Consider the following 16268-nt stretch of genomic DNA (forward strand, 5'->3'; position numbering starts at 1 on the left):
TTGCTTACGTGGTGCCGCAGCCAACGCCTGCGCACAGGCCAACTTGGGAGGCAAACAGCCAGGCGATTAAACTGACACCCCTTTAGACACACGCCAAATCACCGGACTTGGCGTCCCCTTACCCGGCCAGCGCCCCTTGAGCGCGGCCCCCAACCTAGGAATACACCCATGGGCGCGCAATGGAAAGCCAAAGGCAAAGCACAAGCCGCAGACGCCAGAGGCAAATTGTTTGGCCGTCTGGCCAAGGACATCATGATCGCAGCCCGCAACGGTGCCGACCCGGCCGCCAACTCGCGCCTGCGTCTGGTGGTCGAGCAGGCCCGCAAAGTGTCCATGCCCAAAGAAACGCTGGAACGCGCCATCAAGAAGGGCGCTGGCCTTTTGGGCGATGCCGTGAGCTTTGACCGCGTGATTTACGAAGGTTTCGCGCCGCACCAAGTGCCGGTGATGATCGAAGTGCTGACCGACAACGTGAACCGCACGGCGTCTGAAATGCGTGTGTTGTTCCGCAAAGGCCAGCAAGGCACCTCGGGCTCGGTCTCGTGGGACTTTGACCATGTGGGCATGATCGAGGCGGAACCTGCCCAAGCCGGTGCGGACGCCGAACTGGCCGCCATCGAAGCCGGTGCGCAGGACTTTGAGCCCGCCGATGAAGACGGCGTGACCGTGTTCATCACCGAAGCGACCGACCTGGACCTGGTCAGCCGCGCTCTGCCCAACTTCGGTTTCACCGTGGTGTCGGCCAAACTGGGCTACAAACCCAAGAACCCGGTCGACCCGGTCAACCTGAGCCCAGAACAATTGGAAGAGGTTGAAGCCTTCTTGGGTGCCATTGACAACAACGACGACGTGCAAAACGTGTTTGTGGGGCTGGCGGGTTAAGCAAGCCCCCCCCGACAAGGGCCTGACAGGTGTTGACCTGCCAGGCCCTTTTTTCTGGGCCACAGTTTTTCGACGCAACGCAAATTGGTGCACACCCACGCACCAAGCAAGGGAAATCCATGAGTCAAAAATGATTTGCGCACACCTATGATGCACAAATCTTGCATACAAGATGCCAAAACAAGTGGCACGGTATTCGCTAGAGGTTCAAGCAAAGGAATCCCTGGTTGTGAACTCCAAAGACATTGCCGACCGGATCGTGGAAGCGATCCTGGCCCAAAAGCTGATGCCCGGCGCACGCCTGGGCGAGCAGGCTTTGTCCATGCTGTTTGACTGCAGCCGCACTCTGGTGCGCGAAGCGCTGATGCAACTGGCCGCACGCGGCATCGTGCAGGTCAGCTCGCGCCGGGGCTGGTTTGTGGTGCAGCCCTCCAAGACCGAAGCCCGCGAAGCCTTTGAAGCCCGCAAAGTGATTGAAACCGGCCTGATCCGCAGCGCCGGAGCCATGGACAAAACCACGCTCAAGCGCCTGAAACAACACATCCAGCAAGAGAAAACCGCGCTCAAACAAGACGACGTGGGGCGCCGCAGCTTTTTGCTCGGTGATTTTCATGTGTGCCTGGCCGAGTGCCTGGGCAACCAGCTGCTGGCCGACACGCTGCGCGACTTCACGGCGCGCACCACGCTGATCGCCATGCTCTACCAGTCGAGCCACGACGCGGTGAAGTCCTGCCAGGAACACATCGACATCGTGCAAGCGCTGGAGCGCGGCGACAAGGAAACGGCCGAGCGGCTCATGGCCGAGCACATTGGCCAGGTGCAATCGGCATTGCAGATCAACGCCACACCCGCAGACCCGCTGGCCGAGTTGCGTTTGGCACTGGCACCCATGAACCCCGCCAGCACCATGGCCAAAAAACAGGCCAAGAGCGCAGCCAGCAAACCCTCTTCATCCACCTCACCTTCCACCTACCTAGGAGCCTTGCTATGAAACTCTCGAAACGCCTTGTGCTGTCTGTTGCCGTCGCCGCCAGCCTGTTGACTTTGACAGGTGCCAGCCACGCCCAAGCCGCGCTGGACAACATCCAGAAAGCCAAGCTGATCAAGATCGCCATCCCGACCGACTTTCCGCCTTATGGCTTTGTGGGCATCGACCTCAAACCCCAAGGCCTGGACATCGACATGGCCAACTACATCGCCACCAAAATGGGCGTGAAGATCGAGCTGATGCCCGTGACCAGCGCCAACCGCATCGCCTACCTGCAGACCAAGAAGGCCGATCTGGTCATCTCCACCCTGGGGAAGAACCCCGAGCGTGAAAAAGTCATCGACTTCACCTCGGCTTACTCGCCATTTTTCCAGGGCATTTATGGCCCCAAAACCATCAACGTGAAATCCATGGCCGATTTGGCGGGCAAGACCGTGGCGGCCACTCGTGGCGCTTTGGAAGATCAAGAATTGACCAAGGTGGCCCCGGCGGGCACAGAAATCAAACGCTTTGAAGACAACAACGCCACCGTGTCCGCTTTCGTCGCGGGCCAAACCCAATTGCTGGCCACGGGCGTGTCGGTCGCAGGCGTGATGATGCAAAAGAACCCCCAACTCAACACCGAATACAAGTTGTTGCTCAAAGACAGCCCCAACTTCATCGGTGTGGGCAAGGGCGAAGACGCGCTGCGCACCAAGGTCAACGCCATCATTGCCGAGGCCAAAAAGTCGGGCGACATCGACAAGATGGCGCAAAAGTGGCTGGGCCGCCCTGCTGGCCAGTTGCCCGAATAAGCACTTGAAAGGCTGACGCCATGGCGATTGAGCTGGACTTTGCGGCGGTTTTGACCGAGTGGCCTTTGCTGGTCAAAGGTGTGGCGTGGACACTCGGCCTCACGGCCGTGTCCGCGGTGCTGGGCGTGCTGCTGGGCATTGGCTGCGCTTGGGTGCGCACCCAGGGGCCGAGCTGGAGCCGCCCTGGCGTGGCCGCCTATGTGGAGCTGATCCGCAACACGCCTTTCATCGTTCAGCTCTTTTTCCTGTTCTTTGGCTTGCCGGCCATGGGTGTGCGCCTGAGCCCCGAATGGTCGTCGGTGATCGCCATGGTGATCAACCTGGGGGCCTATTCGGCCGAGATCGTGCGGGCAGGCATCCAGACCACGCCTGCAGGGCAGATCGAAGCGGCCATGAGCCTGGCGCTCTCGCGCATGCAGACCTTCATCCATGTGGTGCTGCCGCCTGCACTGCAGCGCGTGTGGCCTGCGCTGGTCAGCCAGATCATCATCGTGATGTTGGGCTCGGCGGTGTGCGGACAAATCTCGACCGAAGAGTTGAGCTTTGCCGCCAACCTGATCCAGAGCCGCAACTTCCGCGCCTTTGAAGCCTTCATCGTCGCCACCGCCATTTACCTGTTGCTGTCGATCGCCACCCGCGCCACGCTGAACTGGTTCGGCCAACGCTTCTTGTTCGGAGGCCGCCGTGGTTGAATTTTCTCTTTGGGACATCGTCAGCAACCTCTTGCTGGCCGCACGCTGGACGCTGGTGCTCTCGCTGATCGCTTTTGTGGGCGGCGGCCTGGTGGGCCTGGCCCTGCTGGTGGCCCGCACCACGCACAACCGCAGCTTGCAACAAGCGGTGGCCGTGTATGTGCAAGTCTTTCAGGGCACGCCTTTGCTGATGCAGCTGTTTCTGGCCTACTTCGGCATGGCCATGCTGGGCGTAGAGACGTCCGCCTGGACGGCAGCGGCCGTGGCCCTGACGCTGTACAGCAGCGCCTTCCTCGCCGAGATCTGGCACGGCTGCGTCAAATCGATTGGCAAAGGCCAGTGGGAGGCGGCGCAAAGCCTGGCACTGAACTTTGGCGAGCAACTGCGCTACGTCATCTTTCCGCAAGCCGCACGCATTGCGGTCGCACCCACCGTGGGCTTTTTGGTGCAGGTGGTCAAGGGCACAGCGCTGGCTTCGGTCATTGGCTTTGTCGAGCTGACCAAGGCCGGCACCATGATCACCAACGCCACCTTCAAACCCTTTGTGGTCTACAGCTGTGTGGCTGTTTTGTATTTTCTGATCTGCTACCCGATCAGCCTGTATGCACGCTCTCTCGAAGGTCGATTCCATGTCCAACGCTAACGCATCTACCGCCGCCGTCGCCATCACGGGGCTGCGCAAGTCTTATGGCAACAACGAAGTCCTCAAAGGCATCGACCTGAACGTGCAACCGGGTGAGGTGATCGCCATCATCGGCAAAAGCGGCTCGGGCAAAAGCACCCTGCTGCGCTGCATCAACGGGCTGGAGACCTTTCAGCACGGCAGTCTGACCGTGCAAGGCCAGCCCTTGGTGTACGACGACCCTGCGGCCATGCGGACCTTACGCCAGCAAGTGGGCATGATCTTCCAGTCCTTCAACCTGTTTCCGCACCTCACTGTGGGCAAAAACATCCAGCTCGCGCCCGGTCTGGTCAAGCAGCTGCCTGCCGCCGAGACCGAAGCCACGGCACGCCGTCTTCTGGCCCGTGTGGGTTTGGCCGAAAAGTTCGACGCCTTTCCCGATCAACTCTCGGGCGGGCAGCAGCAACGCGTGGCGATTGCCCGGGCACTGGCCATGTCACCGGGCATCTTGCTGTGCGACGAAATCACCTCGGCGCTCGACCCCGAGCTGGTGGGCGAAGTGCTGGCCGTGGTGGAGTCGCTGGCGCAAGAGGGCATGACGCTCTTGATGGTCACGCACGAGATGAACTTTGCCCGCAAGGTGAGTGACCGGGTGGTCTTCATGCACCAAGGCTTGGTGCATGAGCAAGGCGCACCGGCCGAACTTTTTGCCAACCCGAAGACGTCTGAACTGCAGCAGTTTTTGTCCTCATTGCACTGAGGCAAAATAATTCACACCCACCCGGAGTCATCTGATGAAACGTTTGTTGGTGTGCCTGCTTTTGTGCTTGAGCGGCTTGAGTGCCTATGCCGAAGAAAAAATGGTCAAGCTCGACATCGGTCGAGCCGATGGCCATTTGCCGATTTATGTGATGACACAGCCGCAGGCAAAGGCCACCTTGGTGCTGCTGCCCGGCGGCGATGCCAACACAGGCAAGATCGTCGATGGCCAACCGACCAGCAAGAACTTCCTGGTGCGCAGTCGCACACTGTTTGCAGCCCAGCAGTTCAACGTGATCGTGGTCTTCAGAGCTTCTGATTTGCAACGCCTGGACTACGACTACCGCGTCAGTCCAACGCACATTCAAGAGCTGGCCGCGGTGGTGCGCCATGCCAAACAACTGAGCGATTCGCCCGTGTGGCTTGTGGGCACCAGCCGAGGCACAGTGTCCGGCACGGCGGCCACGATTGCCTGGCCCCAAGGCACGGTACAAGGTCTGGTCCTCACCTCCAGCGTGACATCCAACAAGGTTGGCGCCATTGCCACGCAAGCCATTGACAAAATTGCGGTGCCCACGTTGGTTGTTCACCACAAGCAAGATGCCTGCAAGATCTGCTTACCCCACGAAGCGGCCCGCATCACTGACGGCCTCAAGTCGGCACCCATCAAGAAATTCATCATGGTCGAAGGCGGCTCAGATCCCGTAGGAGACCCCTGCGATGCACTGCACTGGCACGGCTTCATCAACCATGAAAAAGAGGCCGTCCAGCTGATTGGCAACTGGATCAAATCACCCCAAAATTGAAGCGGTGCATTGGCGCACAGAAAAGATCCGACCGGCCGATTAAGGTGGGTTGATCTTTTTTTGGGGGGAGCGATCCATGAATCTGGCCAGCCTGTGTCGGCGCGAAATCATCTCTGTCAGCGCGGAAGCCTCGGTACACAAAGCCGCCGAGCTGATGCGCGTTCACCATGTCGGGGCTCTGGCACTGACCGATCCTGAAGACCCGACACGGGTGATGGGCGTGGTGACCGACCGGGATCTGGTGGTCAATTTGCTGGCACAAGGCTGTTCACCGGAAGAACAAAATGTGGGTGCTTTCAGCAGCGTGCATTTGATCCGGGTGCCTGGCACTTCGAGCGTTTACGAAGGCGTGCAAGCCATGCACCAACACGGCGTGCGGCGTGTTTTCGTGACCGAACCCGGTGGGCGCCTCATGGGCCTGCTGTCCGTTGACGATTTACTGGTCAGCATCGCCGATGAATTGAACGGGCTTTCCGAAGCGCTGCGCGTCGGGATCGACATGGAAAGTGCCAGAACCTCACCCATGTTCACTCCCGGCGAACAGCCTGAGGGCATGTACCTGGCGCAGCACGAGCCTTGATGGGCATTGGCAGCAGGATACGAGAACGCCTCGAAGCAGGTACAGCGGTCAAAACCGCCCCCAAAATGACAAGCCCGACCGGCGATGGCGGTCAAGGCACTGTTACATGTTTTGCCGTGCCATCACGCACGGCTGCGGCGCTGTTGCACCGCCTGCGCCAGCGCCTGCAGCACCGGCACGGTTTGCGCAAAGCTGATGCAGGCGTCGGTGATGGACACACCATGTTGCAAGGGCTGACCGGGCTTTTGGTCTTGTCGGCCTTCTTGCAAATGGCTTTCGATCATCAGGCCCATGATGCGGCGGTCACCGCCTGCCACCTGCGCGGCCACGTCGTGCGCCACCTCGATTTGCTTGCTGTGCTGCTTGCTGCTGTTGGCGTGCGACACGTCCACCATGACCTGCGGCGCGATGCCCGAAGCCTCTAGCGCCTTGCAGGCGGCATCCACGTCAGCGACCGAATAGTTGGGCACTTTGCCGCCGCGCAGGATGATGTGCACGTCCTGATTGCCGCGCGTCTCGAAGATCGCGGCCTGGCCCATTTTGGTCATGCCCATGAAAGCGTGCGGGGCCTTGGACGCCACCACCGCATCGGCTGCGACCTTGACGCCGCCGTCCGTGCCGTTCTTGAAACCCACCGGGCAGGACAGGCCGCTGGCCAGTTGGCGGTGGCTCTGGCTTTCGGTGGTGCGGGCACCGATCGCGCCCCAAGTCACCAGATCGCTGATGTATTGTGGGCTGAGCAAATCCAGAAACTCGGTGGCCACGGGCAGGCCCAGATCGATAATGTCCAGCAACAACTTGCGCGCCATCTCCAGGCCCTGGTTCATGGCAAAGCTGCCATCCAAGTGCGGGTCGTTGATGTAGCCCTTCCAGCCCACGGTGGTGCGGGGTTTTTCAAAATACACGCGCATCACGATCTGCAAATCTTTGGCGTGCTTGTCGGCTTCGGCCTTGAGCAGCTTGGCGTAGGCAATGGCCTGATCGTGGTCATGGATCGAGCACGGCCCGACCACCATGACGAGGCGGTCGTCTTGGCCTTGCAACACGTTCGAGATGTCCTGGCGCGAACGCTCCACCAGCGCCAAGTGCGCGGGCGATGCGGGCAGCCGCTCTTCGAGCAAGGCCGGCGTCATGAGGGGGCGCACCGACGCAATGCGGGTGTCGTCGATGCGGGTTTTGTCTTGGGTGGAAAGCATGGGGGGTCCGGCAACTGAATCTGACGGCAGTTTAAACGGCCCTATCTTGGTTAATGGACTGATCAGCCTTCAAACAAAGCGTGCGGGCAAATATGGCGTCGGGTCCACCCAAGTTGGCTGACCATGCACCATCTCGGCCAGCAAGCGCCCTGCCACCGGCCCCAACGTGAAGCCTTGGTGCGCGTGGCCGAAGTTAAACCACAGGCCTTTATAGCGCGGCGCTGGACCCATCACGGGCAGCATGTCCGCGGTGCAAGGGCGAGCGCCCAGCCAGGGCGGCTCGGGCAAGGGCTGGCCCAGGTCCACCAATTCACGCGCCAGCGCCTCAGCCTTGGCCAGTTGCACCGGCGTGGGCGGGGCATCGATGGGCGCAAATTCGGCACCCGTGGTCAGGCGCAGGCCGCGTTGCATGGGGGCCAGCACATAGCCGCGCTCGGCATCGAGCAGCGGTTGCCGCACCTGTGCGGGCGAGGTGTAGTGCTGGTGGTAGCCCCGTTTGATGAACAGCGGAAAACGATAGCCCAGTGTGCGGATCAAACCGTCGGCCCAAGGGCCCAAAGCCAACACCGCTTGCTCGGCATCCACACGGCCCTCGGTGGTTTGCACCGACCAGCCAGCACCTTGGGGTTGCAGGCTGGCGGCGTCGCCGGTCAACACGCGCCCGCCCCGCGCCACAAACAAGTCGGCATAGCGCTGCACCAAGGCACCGGGGTTGTTCACCGCCCACGGGTCCAGCCAATGCACGGCACCCGCCATGGACCTTTGCAAAGCGGGTTCGGCCTGCGCAAGCTGGGTGGTGTTTTCGGCTTGGTAACGCACGCCAAAACGGTCTTGCAAAGCCGACGCCCGCTGCGCCGCCTCATCGAATGCCTCTGGCGTGCGAAACACAAAGCGAAAGCCTTCACGCGCCACCAGATCTTGCGCACCCGCAGCAGCCATCAACAGATCGTGTTCATGGGTGGCGTGGGCGATCAGGCGGCTGTAGGCTTTTGTCGCTAGCGCATGGCGCTTGGGGTGTGAATGGCGCAAATAGCGCAACAGCGACCCGGCCATTTGCCACAAACCCCGCGCATGCCAATGGACCTCGGCCCCTCGCCCCAAGGCCACGTTCAACAAGAAACCCGGCTCACGCGGAAAGGCATAGGGCTCAACCGCCTCTTGCTGGATCAGGCCAGCATTGCCAAACGAGGTCTCCTGGCCGGGCTCGCGCCGGTCCACCAGCACCACATCGAAACCGCGTTGCTGCAAATGCAAGGCGGTGCAAGTGCCGACCATGCCAGCGCCGAGAACAAAGATAGAGGAAGTCATGGCATTTCAAACAGCGTTACGGCTGTCCACCATAGCACCACCGGCCAGAACAGGCGGGTGCGTCACGATGCTTTTGAGTTCAGGCCGCGGCTGCTGCAACGCCGCCATGTCAGGCCGGGGTCTGTGCAAACCTGTTTGCGTTTTGCCCCATTGCTCCAGCGCCGCCGCCATGCGCAGCAGGTGCGCATCGCGGTGCAGCGGCCCGATCATCTGCAGCCCAAACGGCATGCCCGCTTCGTCGCAGCCCAGCGGCAAAGACAAGGCCGGGTTGGTGGCCAGCGTGACCATGTAGGTCAGGCTCAGCCACTCGTAGTAGTTGCGCTGCTTCTGGCCGTCGACCACCTCGGCGTACAGCTGTGTCCAAGGGAAGGGCGACAGCGGCGTGACGGGCGACAGGATCAGGTCATAGTGCTCAAACGCCGCTTGGAATTGCCGATTGATGCGGGTCTGCGCCAAGTGCGCCCAGGCGCGGTCGGCCAGCGTGATGCTGGCGGCCATCTCCACATTGGCCCGCACATTGGGCCCCAGCGTGTCGGGTTGGGTGCGGTAGACCTCTTCAAAGGCGGCATAAAAACTCTCGGCACGGATCACATCAAAGCAGCGGTGACCGTCGCCCAGGTCCCAATCGAGCGGTTCGCACACGGCCACCTCACGCGACAAGGCCTGCACCCTTTCGCGAAATGCACGGCGGATCATCGGGTCCACCGCACAAGCGCCAAAGTCTTCGGTGTAGGCCACGCGCAGTGGCCGCAAATCAACAGGCTGAACGGGCCAAAACGCTTCGTGCTGCACGCCCAGGCTGAGCGGGTCCATCGGGTGCGGGCCCACGCTGGCCTGCATCATGAAAGCGGTGTCGGCCACGTCACGCCCCATCGGGCCCAGCACCGAAATGGCAGACCAGCCCAGCGGGCGCATGTCGTTGGCAATCAACCCTGGCGATGGCCGCAAGCCCACCACGCCGCACAAAGCCGACGGGATGCGCAGTGAGCCGCCTGTATCGGAGCCTGTGCACAGCGGCAGCATGTCGCAGGCCAGCGCCGCAGCAGAGCCACCGGATGAACCGCCCGCGTTGAGTGCCGGATTGAACGGGTTGCCCGTCGCGCCCCACACCGGGTTGCGGCTGTTGGCGCCTGCGCCCATGTCGGGCGTGTTGGTCTTGGCCGTGACGATGGCACCAGCCGCACGCATGCGCGCCACATAAGACACATCGCGCTCGGGCACATGCCCGCGCAGCCGCACATTGCCGCTGGTGGTCAGCAGCCCGGCCGTGGCCTGCAGGTCTTTCACGCCCAGCGGCAGACCGTGCAGTGCAGGCAGAGCATCACCGCGCATGACCTGGACTTCGGCTTCGCGGGCCGAGGCCAATGCGCGTTCGTAGTCGGTCGCACAAATGGCGTTCACGGCCGGGTTGTATTTTTCAATCTGGTCGATGCAGGACTGCATCAGCTCGACGGGCGAGATTTCTCTTTCGCCGATCTGGCGGCGCAGTTCAACCGCACTGTGTTCCACCAACGCCATGGAGCTCACTCCACCGGGATGTTGGCGCGGTGCACATAGGCCCGCAGCAAGGGCAGCTCTTGCGCCACCTTGGTGTCGTACACGCTGCCGGGCTGGAACAGCACATCCAGGCCCACTTTTTGCAAATCCGCCTTGACGGCAGGATCGTTCAGACTGTCTTTCAGGGCTTTGGTCAATTTGCCACTGACCTCGGCAGGCATGCCGCGGCGCCCCACAAAACCAATCCAGGGCACCATCTCGTAGTCGGGGAAACCAGCCTCCGCCACGGTGGGCACCTGCGGCATCTGGGGTGAGCGCTGTCGTGTGGTCACGGCAATCGCCTTGACCTTGCCAGTGGCCATTTGTGGCATGGCCGCCACGCTGGTGTCAAAGCTCAAAGGAATCTGCCCGCCTATCAGGTCTGTCATGGCGGGCGCACTGCCACGGTAAGCCACATGCACCATGTTGGCCCCGGTCATGACCTTGAACATCTCGCCCGCCAGGTGGGCCGATGTGCCCACACCGAACGAGCCAAAATTCAAACCCTTGGGGTCCGCTTTGGCCAGCGCCAACAGTTCTTTCACGTTGTTGGCGGGCACTTTGGGGTGGGCCAACAGCACCAATGGCGAACTGCCGATCAGGCCAATCGATTCGAAATCCTTTTGCGGGTCGTAGGGCAAATTTTTCTTCAGCGCGGCATTGACGGTGAAGGTGGTGTTGGACGAAATCAACAAGGTGTAGCCGTCGGGTGCCGACTTGGCCACGGCCGTGGCACCAATGGCTGTGCCTGCACCGGCCTTGTTTTCAACAATGACCGTTTGCCCCAAGCGCTGTCCCAAGGGACCTGCCAGCTTGCGCGCCAGGATGTCGGTGGCCCCGCCGGGTGGGTAGGGCACGATCAAGGTGATCGGCTTGTCCGGAAACGCCGCTTGCGCCAAAAAATGAACGCCGCACAGTGCTGCGGCCAACAGGGTCTTTTTCATGTCAGGTCTCCTGGGACTGAAAGGATTGAAGGTATTGCGACAAAACCTGCAGCTGCGCTGGCATGGCCGCTGCAGGGGAAAACGGTGCGACCAGGCCCATGCCGCGCAAAGCAGACAAGACAAACTGAACGCGCGCCACGGCCTGGGGCCCTTGGCACATTTCGGGAAAACTTTGCGCCATGCGCTGGTGCAGGCTGGCCGTCAACCAACCGCGACGCTCGATGATGTGGGCCACCATCAGTTCGTCATCACGCGCGGCCAGATAAGCCGACCAGGCCACGGTAAAACGCGGCTGACCATACAAGGTGACCCAGGCCTGTTGCACAAAATGGTCGGCGCGTCGCTTCAGGGCCCAGTGCGCGGGCGGCCAGAAATCGCTGGCCTCTTCGAGCTGCGTGATCAGGCGTGTGATCACCTCCAGCATCAAAGCGGCCTTGGACGTGAAGTGGTGCTGCACCGCGCCTGCGGTCATGCCTGCGGCACGGGCGACTTCGTGCACCGACACTTGGCCGTGACCCTTGGTGTGCATCAGCCCCAAAGCGGCATCCAGCAAACGCTCTCGCGTCTGTTCGCTTTTGATCTGATGCAGTGTGCGGCTCATGCTGTGGGCGTCGGAATGTAGGTATCAAAATTGCATTATGGGCGTAATGCAATTAATCCTTCCACCGTGCAAACCCCTAAGCCCGAACACACAAACCGCCAATGGCGGCAAGACCGAATCAGCGCTGGGCTGCGGCCTTGGCCTTGTCAGGTGAGCCTTCCAGCCCCGCCAGCAAGGCGCTGTTGTTACCGCCGATCACCATCTCGAATTTGTTGTCCACAAAGGTGTAGTCAAAGTAACCCATGCGCGCCAGCGGCTGGATCTTGAGGATGTCGAGCATGCCTTGGCCGTCGATGACCTCGTCGTCGATGTGGATGGCCACCACCCTGCCGAACACCACATCGGCGGTGCCCATGGGGGGCACGCCCGGAAAACGCAGGGTATTGAGGTAAACGCACTCAAACTGGATGGGGGAGCCCGCCACCCGCATGGGTTTGACCTTGCGCGAGGGCAGCTTGACGAGCCCGGCATGCTCGAATTCATCGACACCATGCGGCAATTCCTCGGCCGACTTGTTGACCGCATCGCGCAGCGCGTAGGTCGCCATGTTCCAGACGAATTCGCCGGTTTCTTCGGCGTTGCGCACCGAGTCCTTGCGTTGACCGCCCGTGTTCTGGTTGGCCGAGAACATGACGATGGGCGGGTTGAACGTCACGTTTTGAAACTGGCTGTAAGGCGCCAGGTTGTGACGGCCGTGGCTGTCCACAGTAGAGATCCAGCCAATGGGGCGCGGCACCACGCAGGATTTGAAGGGGTCATGGGGCAAGCCATGGGGTGTGACACCGGGTTCGTAATACATGGTGAATTCCTGAAAGCAAGAAAAAAGTGCAGAACCGCGTGCCGCGCAACACGCCCGGCATCCATCCTAAAGGCGTTTGGGCATCGCGCTCACGTCCAACCCCAGCTGCCGTTGGGCTGCAAAATGGGGTTTTGCGCTCACGGGTCTTTGACGAGACCACCACACCATGACCAGCTACCCCCTCCAACAAGCCTTGTCCGACCTGTTCGCCCCTTGGGTGCAGGCCCTGAATCTGAAAGTCGAGCATGTTGCCGCCGACAGTGTGACCCTGCGTTTGCCCCAAAGCGATCAGCTTTCGCGGGTGGGCGGCATGTTGTGCGGCCAGGCCATGATGGCCGCCGCCGACACGGCCATGGTGTTGGCCCTGATCAACCACTTCGGCGCATTCCGGCCTTGCAGCACGGTGCAGCTGTCCAGCACCTTCATGAGGCCGCTGTCTGGGCAGGATGCCCTGGTCACCGCCCGGGTGCTGCGGGCGGGCAAGGCCATGGCTTTTGGCGAGATCGACCTGGCCGGGGCCGATGACGGCAAGAGCGTTTTCAAAGCCAGCACGACCTACGCCCTGATGTAAGACAAGCGCTGGCCGGGCTTGGCTACAATACGCCCATTCTTGTTTTGAGGTTCCCCATGTCTGCTCACAACGACACACACACATCTGACGATCCCGTGGAAAACGTGGTCAAGCACATTCCCGTGGTCATTCCGGCCGCTGGCGCCGTGTTGATTTTCTTGCTGGCCTTCATTGCCGTGTTCATGGCCTGAGGTTTTTGCACCCCGAAGTGTTGGCCTTTGAAGGCAGCACCCACTGCAACCCGCAACAGCTTCGGCTTTGCGGGTTTTGTTTTGGGTGATCCCCCTGCCTGCACTCAGGCCAAGGTTTCGCGCACGGGCATGATGTGCAGTGCGCCGGGCGCAATCAGCAGCTGCACCCATCCACCCGCATCGACCTGAAGCCGTTCCAGCAAACGGGTGGTCAGGTTCAGGGTAATGGACTGCGCCGGCAATGCTTCCGGTGTGAGTGTGCACAAACTTATTTCGCCCAAGGCCAGCACCTCGACCAAGCGGCAGCGCAGCCGGGTGGCCCCTGCATCACCCAAAGCAGGCGTGCTGGCATCGGCCAACACGTCGACCTGTTCGCCATTGAGCACCCAGGTCACAGGCGTGTCATCGTCGATCTTGTTTTTGTCCACCACCGTCAAATCGATGGCTTCAGGTCCGCCCCCCGCTTGCGTCCAACGCAAGCGCGCCCAGCCTGGCTTGTCTTTGTAGAAGCGGCCGTCAAAGTGGTTTTGGATACCCACCAACTCCGCCACACGTGCGTTGCGGGGACTGGCAAACACCCGTGAAGGTTGGCCCGTTTGCAGGGTCTGACCCGCGTCCACAATCACCACCCGATCGGCCAGGCGACGGGCCTCGGCCAGATCGTGCGTGACCAGCACCATGGGCACCGACACCTGTTGGCGCAACGCCGCCAGTTCGCGGTAAAGGGTTTGACGTGTGGGCGCATCCACGGCGGAAAAAGGCTCGTCCAGCAGCAGCACGCCCGGCACAGCGGGTGGCGTTGGCGACGCCTTTGCAGAAGATGGTGTTGGCATGACACGCACCAAGGCCCGCGCCAAGGCCACGCGCTGTTGTTGCCCGCCAGAAAGTTGCGCCGGCCTGCGCTGGGTGAGTGCATCCAAGCCCATGCGCTTGAGCAAAGCCTGCACGTCGGCGGTCGACCAGCCGGGTCCTGCGGCGAGCGCGACATTGGCATGGGCGGTCATGTGCGGGAACAAGGCGTAATGCTGAAACACCAGGCCCGCACGGCGCTGCTGCGGACTCAGGTGCACGCCAGCGGCCGTGTCGAGCCAGCTTTGCCCATCCACCCGGATGCACCCCTGCACATCGGCAGGTGTCCACAAACCGGCAATCGCCCGCAGCATGCTGGTCTTGCCGCTGCCCGAAGGACCAACCAAGGCCACCAGTTCGCCTGCGCCGCAGTCAAACTCGGCCTGCAAGCGAATCGGACTGCTCGAGTAGAGCTGAACTTGCAAGCCCGACATCAACGCTCCTGCAGTGCTCGGCCGCGCTGGCCTACCCGGTCAAATGCCAGGACCAGGGTCAGCGCCAGCAAGGACACACCCACCAGCACCAACGCCATGACATGGGCTGATTGCAAGTCCATGCCCTGCACCTTGTCGTAGAGCGACACCGACAAGGTGCGGGTTTCGCCTTCAATGTTGCCGCCCACCATGAGCACCACACCAAACTCGCCCAGCGTGTGCGCCACCGTCAGCGCCATGCCCGCCAGCAAGCCAGGCCAGGCCAGGGGCAACTCAATGCGCCAAAACGTTTGCCAAGTGGACAGTCCCGAGACCCAGGCCGCTTCACGCAGGCTGTGGGGTACGGCGGCAAATGCGCGCTGGATGGGTTGCACCATGAACGGCAAATTGACCAACACACTCACCAACAGCAAGCCCTCCAGCGTGAACACCAGCCGAATGCCCGATGCCACCAGCCAAGCACCCAAGGGACTGCCTTGACCCAGGGCCACCAGAAAGTAAAAACCGATCACCGTGGGCGGTAACAGCAAAGGCAACAGCAACAAGGCTTCGATGAAGGGACGGCCCACCCAAGGGGTCACGGCCAGCCAGCGGGCCAGGGCCAAACCCAGCGGCAACAGGACCAAGGTGGTCAAGGTCGCCAGGGTCAGCGATACGGTCAGAGCGGGCCAATCCATGGGTCTGTTTGCAGGGTCGTTGATCGTTCAGTGAGGCCTTGATTATTGTGGCAAGGCGTAGCCATGCCGCAAAAAAATCGCCTGCGCTGGCGGACTGAGCAGAAATCGATGCCATGCCATGGCAGCTGGACTGGCCCCCTGCAGCAAAACCATTCGCTGGTGCAAGGGAGCATGCAAGGACTCCGGCAAAGGCAATGCCTGCAAAGCCGGAGCCAGCTCGGGTGCAATGGCCAGCGCCAGTGCCGTGATGCCCGCTTGTGCAGCCCCAGTGGCCACAAACTGCGTGGCCTGGCCGATGTTGTCGCCCAGGACTTTCTGCCCGGCCTGCAGTGGGCCCGCGCCCGAACGCAACAAGGCCTCCTGCGCCGCCATGCCGTAAGGGGCCAGAGCTGGATTGGCCAGGGCCAATTTGTCGCCGGGCTTCAAAGCACGCACCACGGCGGCCAGCCCCTGTGCCAAGGGAAGTGCTGAATTTTTAGGCAAAATCAGCGCCAACCGACCCGTGGCATAACGCTGTCCGGCATCCAGCGTGCGCCCCGCTTTGACCAATTCAAGCACCCGGTCTTCGTCTGCCGAGATGAATTGTTCGACCGGCAGGCCTTGCAAAATTTGCCGCGCCAAGTTGCCCGAAGCGCCCAAACTGACTTCGACCTGCACACCTGTTTGTTGCCTGTATTGGCTTGTCAAGTCAGCCAGCACAAACTTCAGATTGCTTGCAGCGGCGATCTTGATGCGGGCTGACGCCTGCGCTTTGGCCTGCTGTGGCAGCGCCAAAACCGCGATCAGCCACTGTCGGCGGCCCCAAGGCAAAACCGAAGGCCAAAAGACCGGCATAACGTCATGCGTTTTTTGCATAGATTTAAAAGGGTTTTGAGCGCAAATGACAGGCACGAACCGGGCAGGCTCCCTAAAATCGAAACCCCAAGTTACCAAGCGGTTACGGCACACGATGGGATGCCCACAACACCGCCAGTATCTCAGCCACAGAGCCGTTTTTTCAAAGCACCTGCGCAGAGGTTTTGAAAAAACGATTTTTAAA

Annotated in this window: 19 protein-coding genes; 10 read left to right on the top strand and 9 right to left on the bottom strand. The window is 61.3% G+C overall.

Annotation, left to right across the window (positions count from 1 at the left end; translation table 11 throughout):
* Positions 1–168 precede the first annotated feature (168 nt).
* From B9Z37_RS06755 to B9Z37_RS06790, 8 genes are all read left to right on the top strand, one after another.
* Entirely contained in the window at positions 169–882 is a 714-nt protein-coding gene (locus B9Z37_RS06755; RefSeq protein ID WP_108312226.1) for a YebC/PmpR family DNA-binding transcriptional regulator, read from the top strand.
* A gap of 286 nt (positions 883–1168) precedes the next feature.
* Positions 1169–1873 (top strand): GntR family transcriptional regulator, encoded by a 705-nt coding sequence (locus B9Z37_RS06760; protein ID WP_407067228.1) that lies wholly within the window; start codon positions 1169–1171, stop codon positions 1871–1873.
* Complete coding sequence (locus tag B9Z37_RS06765) at positions 1870–2664, top strand: transporter substrate-binding domain-containing protein (protein ID WP_108312227.1); 795 nt, start codon at positions 1870–1872, stop codon at positions 2662–2664. Before B9Z37_RS06760 ends, B9Z37_RS06765 begins: the two co-directional genes overlap by 4 nt.
* 20 nt (positions 2665–2684) lie before the next feature.
* Positions 2685–3356 (top strand): amino acid ABC transporter permease, encoded by a 672-nt coding sequence (locus B9Z37_RS06770; RefSeq protein ID WP_108312228.1) that lies wholly within the window; start codon positions 2685–2687, stop codon positions 3354–3356.
* Complete coding sequence (locus tag B9Z37_RS06775; RefSeq protein WP_108312229.1) at positions 3349–3999, top strand: amino acid ABC transporter permease; 651 nt, start codon at positions 3349–3351, stop codon at positions 3997–3999. Before B9Z37_RS06770 ends, B9Z37_RS06775 begins: the two co-directional genes overlap by 8 nt.
* Positions 3986–4738: an amino acid ABC transporter ATP-binding protein gene (locus B9Z37_RS06780; protein ID WP_108312230.1), complete on the top strand. Its 753-nt coding sequence runs from the start codon at positions 3986–3988 to the stop codon at positions 4736–4738. The genes B9Z37_RS06775 and B9Z37_RS06780 overlap by 14 nt, the downstream gene beginning before the upstream one ends.
* Positions 4739–4772: 34 nt before the next feature.
* Entirely contained in the window at positions 4773–5543 is a 771-nt protein-coding gene (locus tag B9Z37_RS06785; RefSeq protein WP_108312231.1) for an alpha/beta fold hydrolase, read from the top strand.
* A 76-nt stretch (positions 5544–5619) separates the two neighbouring features.
* Entirely contained in the window at positions 5620–6123 is a 504-nt protein-coding gene (locus B9Z37_RS06790; protein WP_108312232.1) for a CBS domain-containing protein, read from the top strand.
* Positions 6124–6245: 122 nt separating this feature from the next.
* Here the strand turns inward: B9Z37_RS06790 and B9Z37_RS06795 are convergent, their stop codons facing one another.
* The 6 genes from B9Z37_RS06795 to B9Z37_RS06820 all read right to left on the bottom strand — a co-directional run bounded on the left by B9Z37_RS06795 (position 6246) and on the right by B9Z37_RS06820 (position 12507).
* A complete protein-coding gene (locus B9Z37_RS06795; protein ID WP_108312233.1) occupies positions 6246–7319 on the bottom strand; it encodes a 3-deoxy-7-phosphoheptulonate synthase in 1074 nt (357 codons plus the stop codon).
* Between the two features lie 69 nt (positions 7320–7388).
* Positions 7389–8627: an NAD(P)/FAD-dependent oxidoreductase gene (locus B9Z37_RS06800; RefSeq protein ID WP_108312234.1), complete on the bottom strand. Its 1239-nt coding sequence runs from the start codon at positions 8625–8627 to the stop codon at positions 7389–7391.
* 6 nt (positions 8628–8633) lie between these two features.
* Positions 8634–10145, bottom strand: a complete 1512-nt coding sequence (locus tag B9Z37_RS06805; RefSeq protein WP_108312235.1) for an amidase — start codon at positions 10143–10145, stop codon at positions 8634–8636.
* Between the two features lie 5 nt (positions 10146–10150).
* Complete coding sequence (locus tag B9Z37_RS06810; RefSeq protein WP_108312236.1) at positions 10151–11107, bottom strand: Bug family tripartite tricarboxylate transporter substrate binding protein; 957 nt, start codon at positions 11105–11107, stop codon at positions 10151–10153.
* Between the two features lies 1 nt (position 11108).
* Positions 11109–11708 carry a TetR/AcrR family transcriptional regulator gene (locus B9Z37_RS06815; RefSeq protein ID WP_108312237.1) on the bottom strand — a complete coding sequence of 200 codons (600 nt, stop codon included), beginning with the start codon at positions 11706–11708 and terminating at the stop codon, positions 11109–11111.
* A 118-nt stretch (positions 11709–11826) separates the two neighbouring features.
* Positions 11827–12507 (bottom strand): flavin reductase family protein, encoded by a 681-nt coding sequence (locus B9Z37_RS06820; RefSeq protein WP_108312238.1) that lies wholly within the window; start codon positions 12505–12507, stop codon positions 11827–11829.
* Between the two features lie 166 nt (positions 12508–12673).
* On the opposite strand from B9Z37_RS06820, the gene B9Z37_RS06825 reads away from it, so the two are divergent.
* Together B9Z37_RS06825 and B9Z37_RS14705 are read left to right on the top strand one after the other, a co-directional pair.
* On the top strand, positions 12674–13078 hold the full coding sequence (locus B9Z37_RS06825; protein WP_108312239.1) for a PaaI family thioesterase: 405 nt from the start codon (positions 12674–12676) through the stop codon (positions 13076–13078).
* Positions 13079–13134: 56 nt separating this feature from the next.
* A complete protein-coding gene (locus tag B9Z37_RS14705; RefSeq protein WP_255417455.1) occupies positions 13135–13269 on the top strand; it encodes a hypothetical protein in 135 nt (44 codons plus the stop codon).
* Positions 13270–13373: 104 nt separating this feature from the next.
* Here B9Z37_RS14705 and B9Z37_RS06830 read toward each other — a convergent pair whose 3' ends face one another.
* From B9Z37_RS06830 to modA, 3 genes are read right to left on the bottom strand one after another with little or no spacing between them, the layout of a single operon-like run.
* Positions 13374–14552: an ABC transporter ATP-binding protein gene (locus tag B9Z37_RS06830; RefSeq protein WP_108312240.1), complete on the bottom strand. Its 1179-nt coding sequence runs from the start codon at positions 14550–14552 to the stop codon at positions 13374–13376.
* Complete coding sequence (gene modB / locus B9Z37_RS06835) at positions 14552–15229, bottom strand: molybdate ABC transporter permease subunit (RefSeq protein WP_108312241.1); 678 nt, start codon at positions 15227–15229, stop codon at positions 14552–14554. Before modB ends, B9Z37_RS06830 begins: the two co-directional genes overlap by 1 nt.
* A gap of 42 nt (positions 15230–15271) precedes the next feature.
* Positions 15272–16063: a molybdate ABC transporter substrate-binding protein gene (modA, locus tag B9Z37_RS06840; protein ID WP_240606642.1), complete on the bottom strand. Its 792-nt coding sequence runs from the start codon at positions 16061–16063 to the stop codon at positions 15272–15274.
* Positions 16064–16268: the final 205 nt, after the last annotated feature.

The organism is Limnohabitans parvus II-B4, assembly GCF_003063455.1.
In the GTDB taxonomy this organism is placed as follows: Bacteria; Pseudomonadota; Gammaproteobacteria; order Burkholderiales; family Burkholderiaceae_C; genus Limnohabitans_A; species Limnohabitans_A parvus.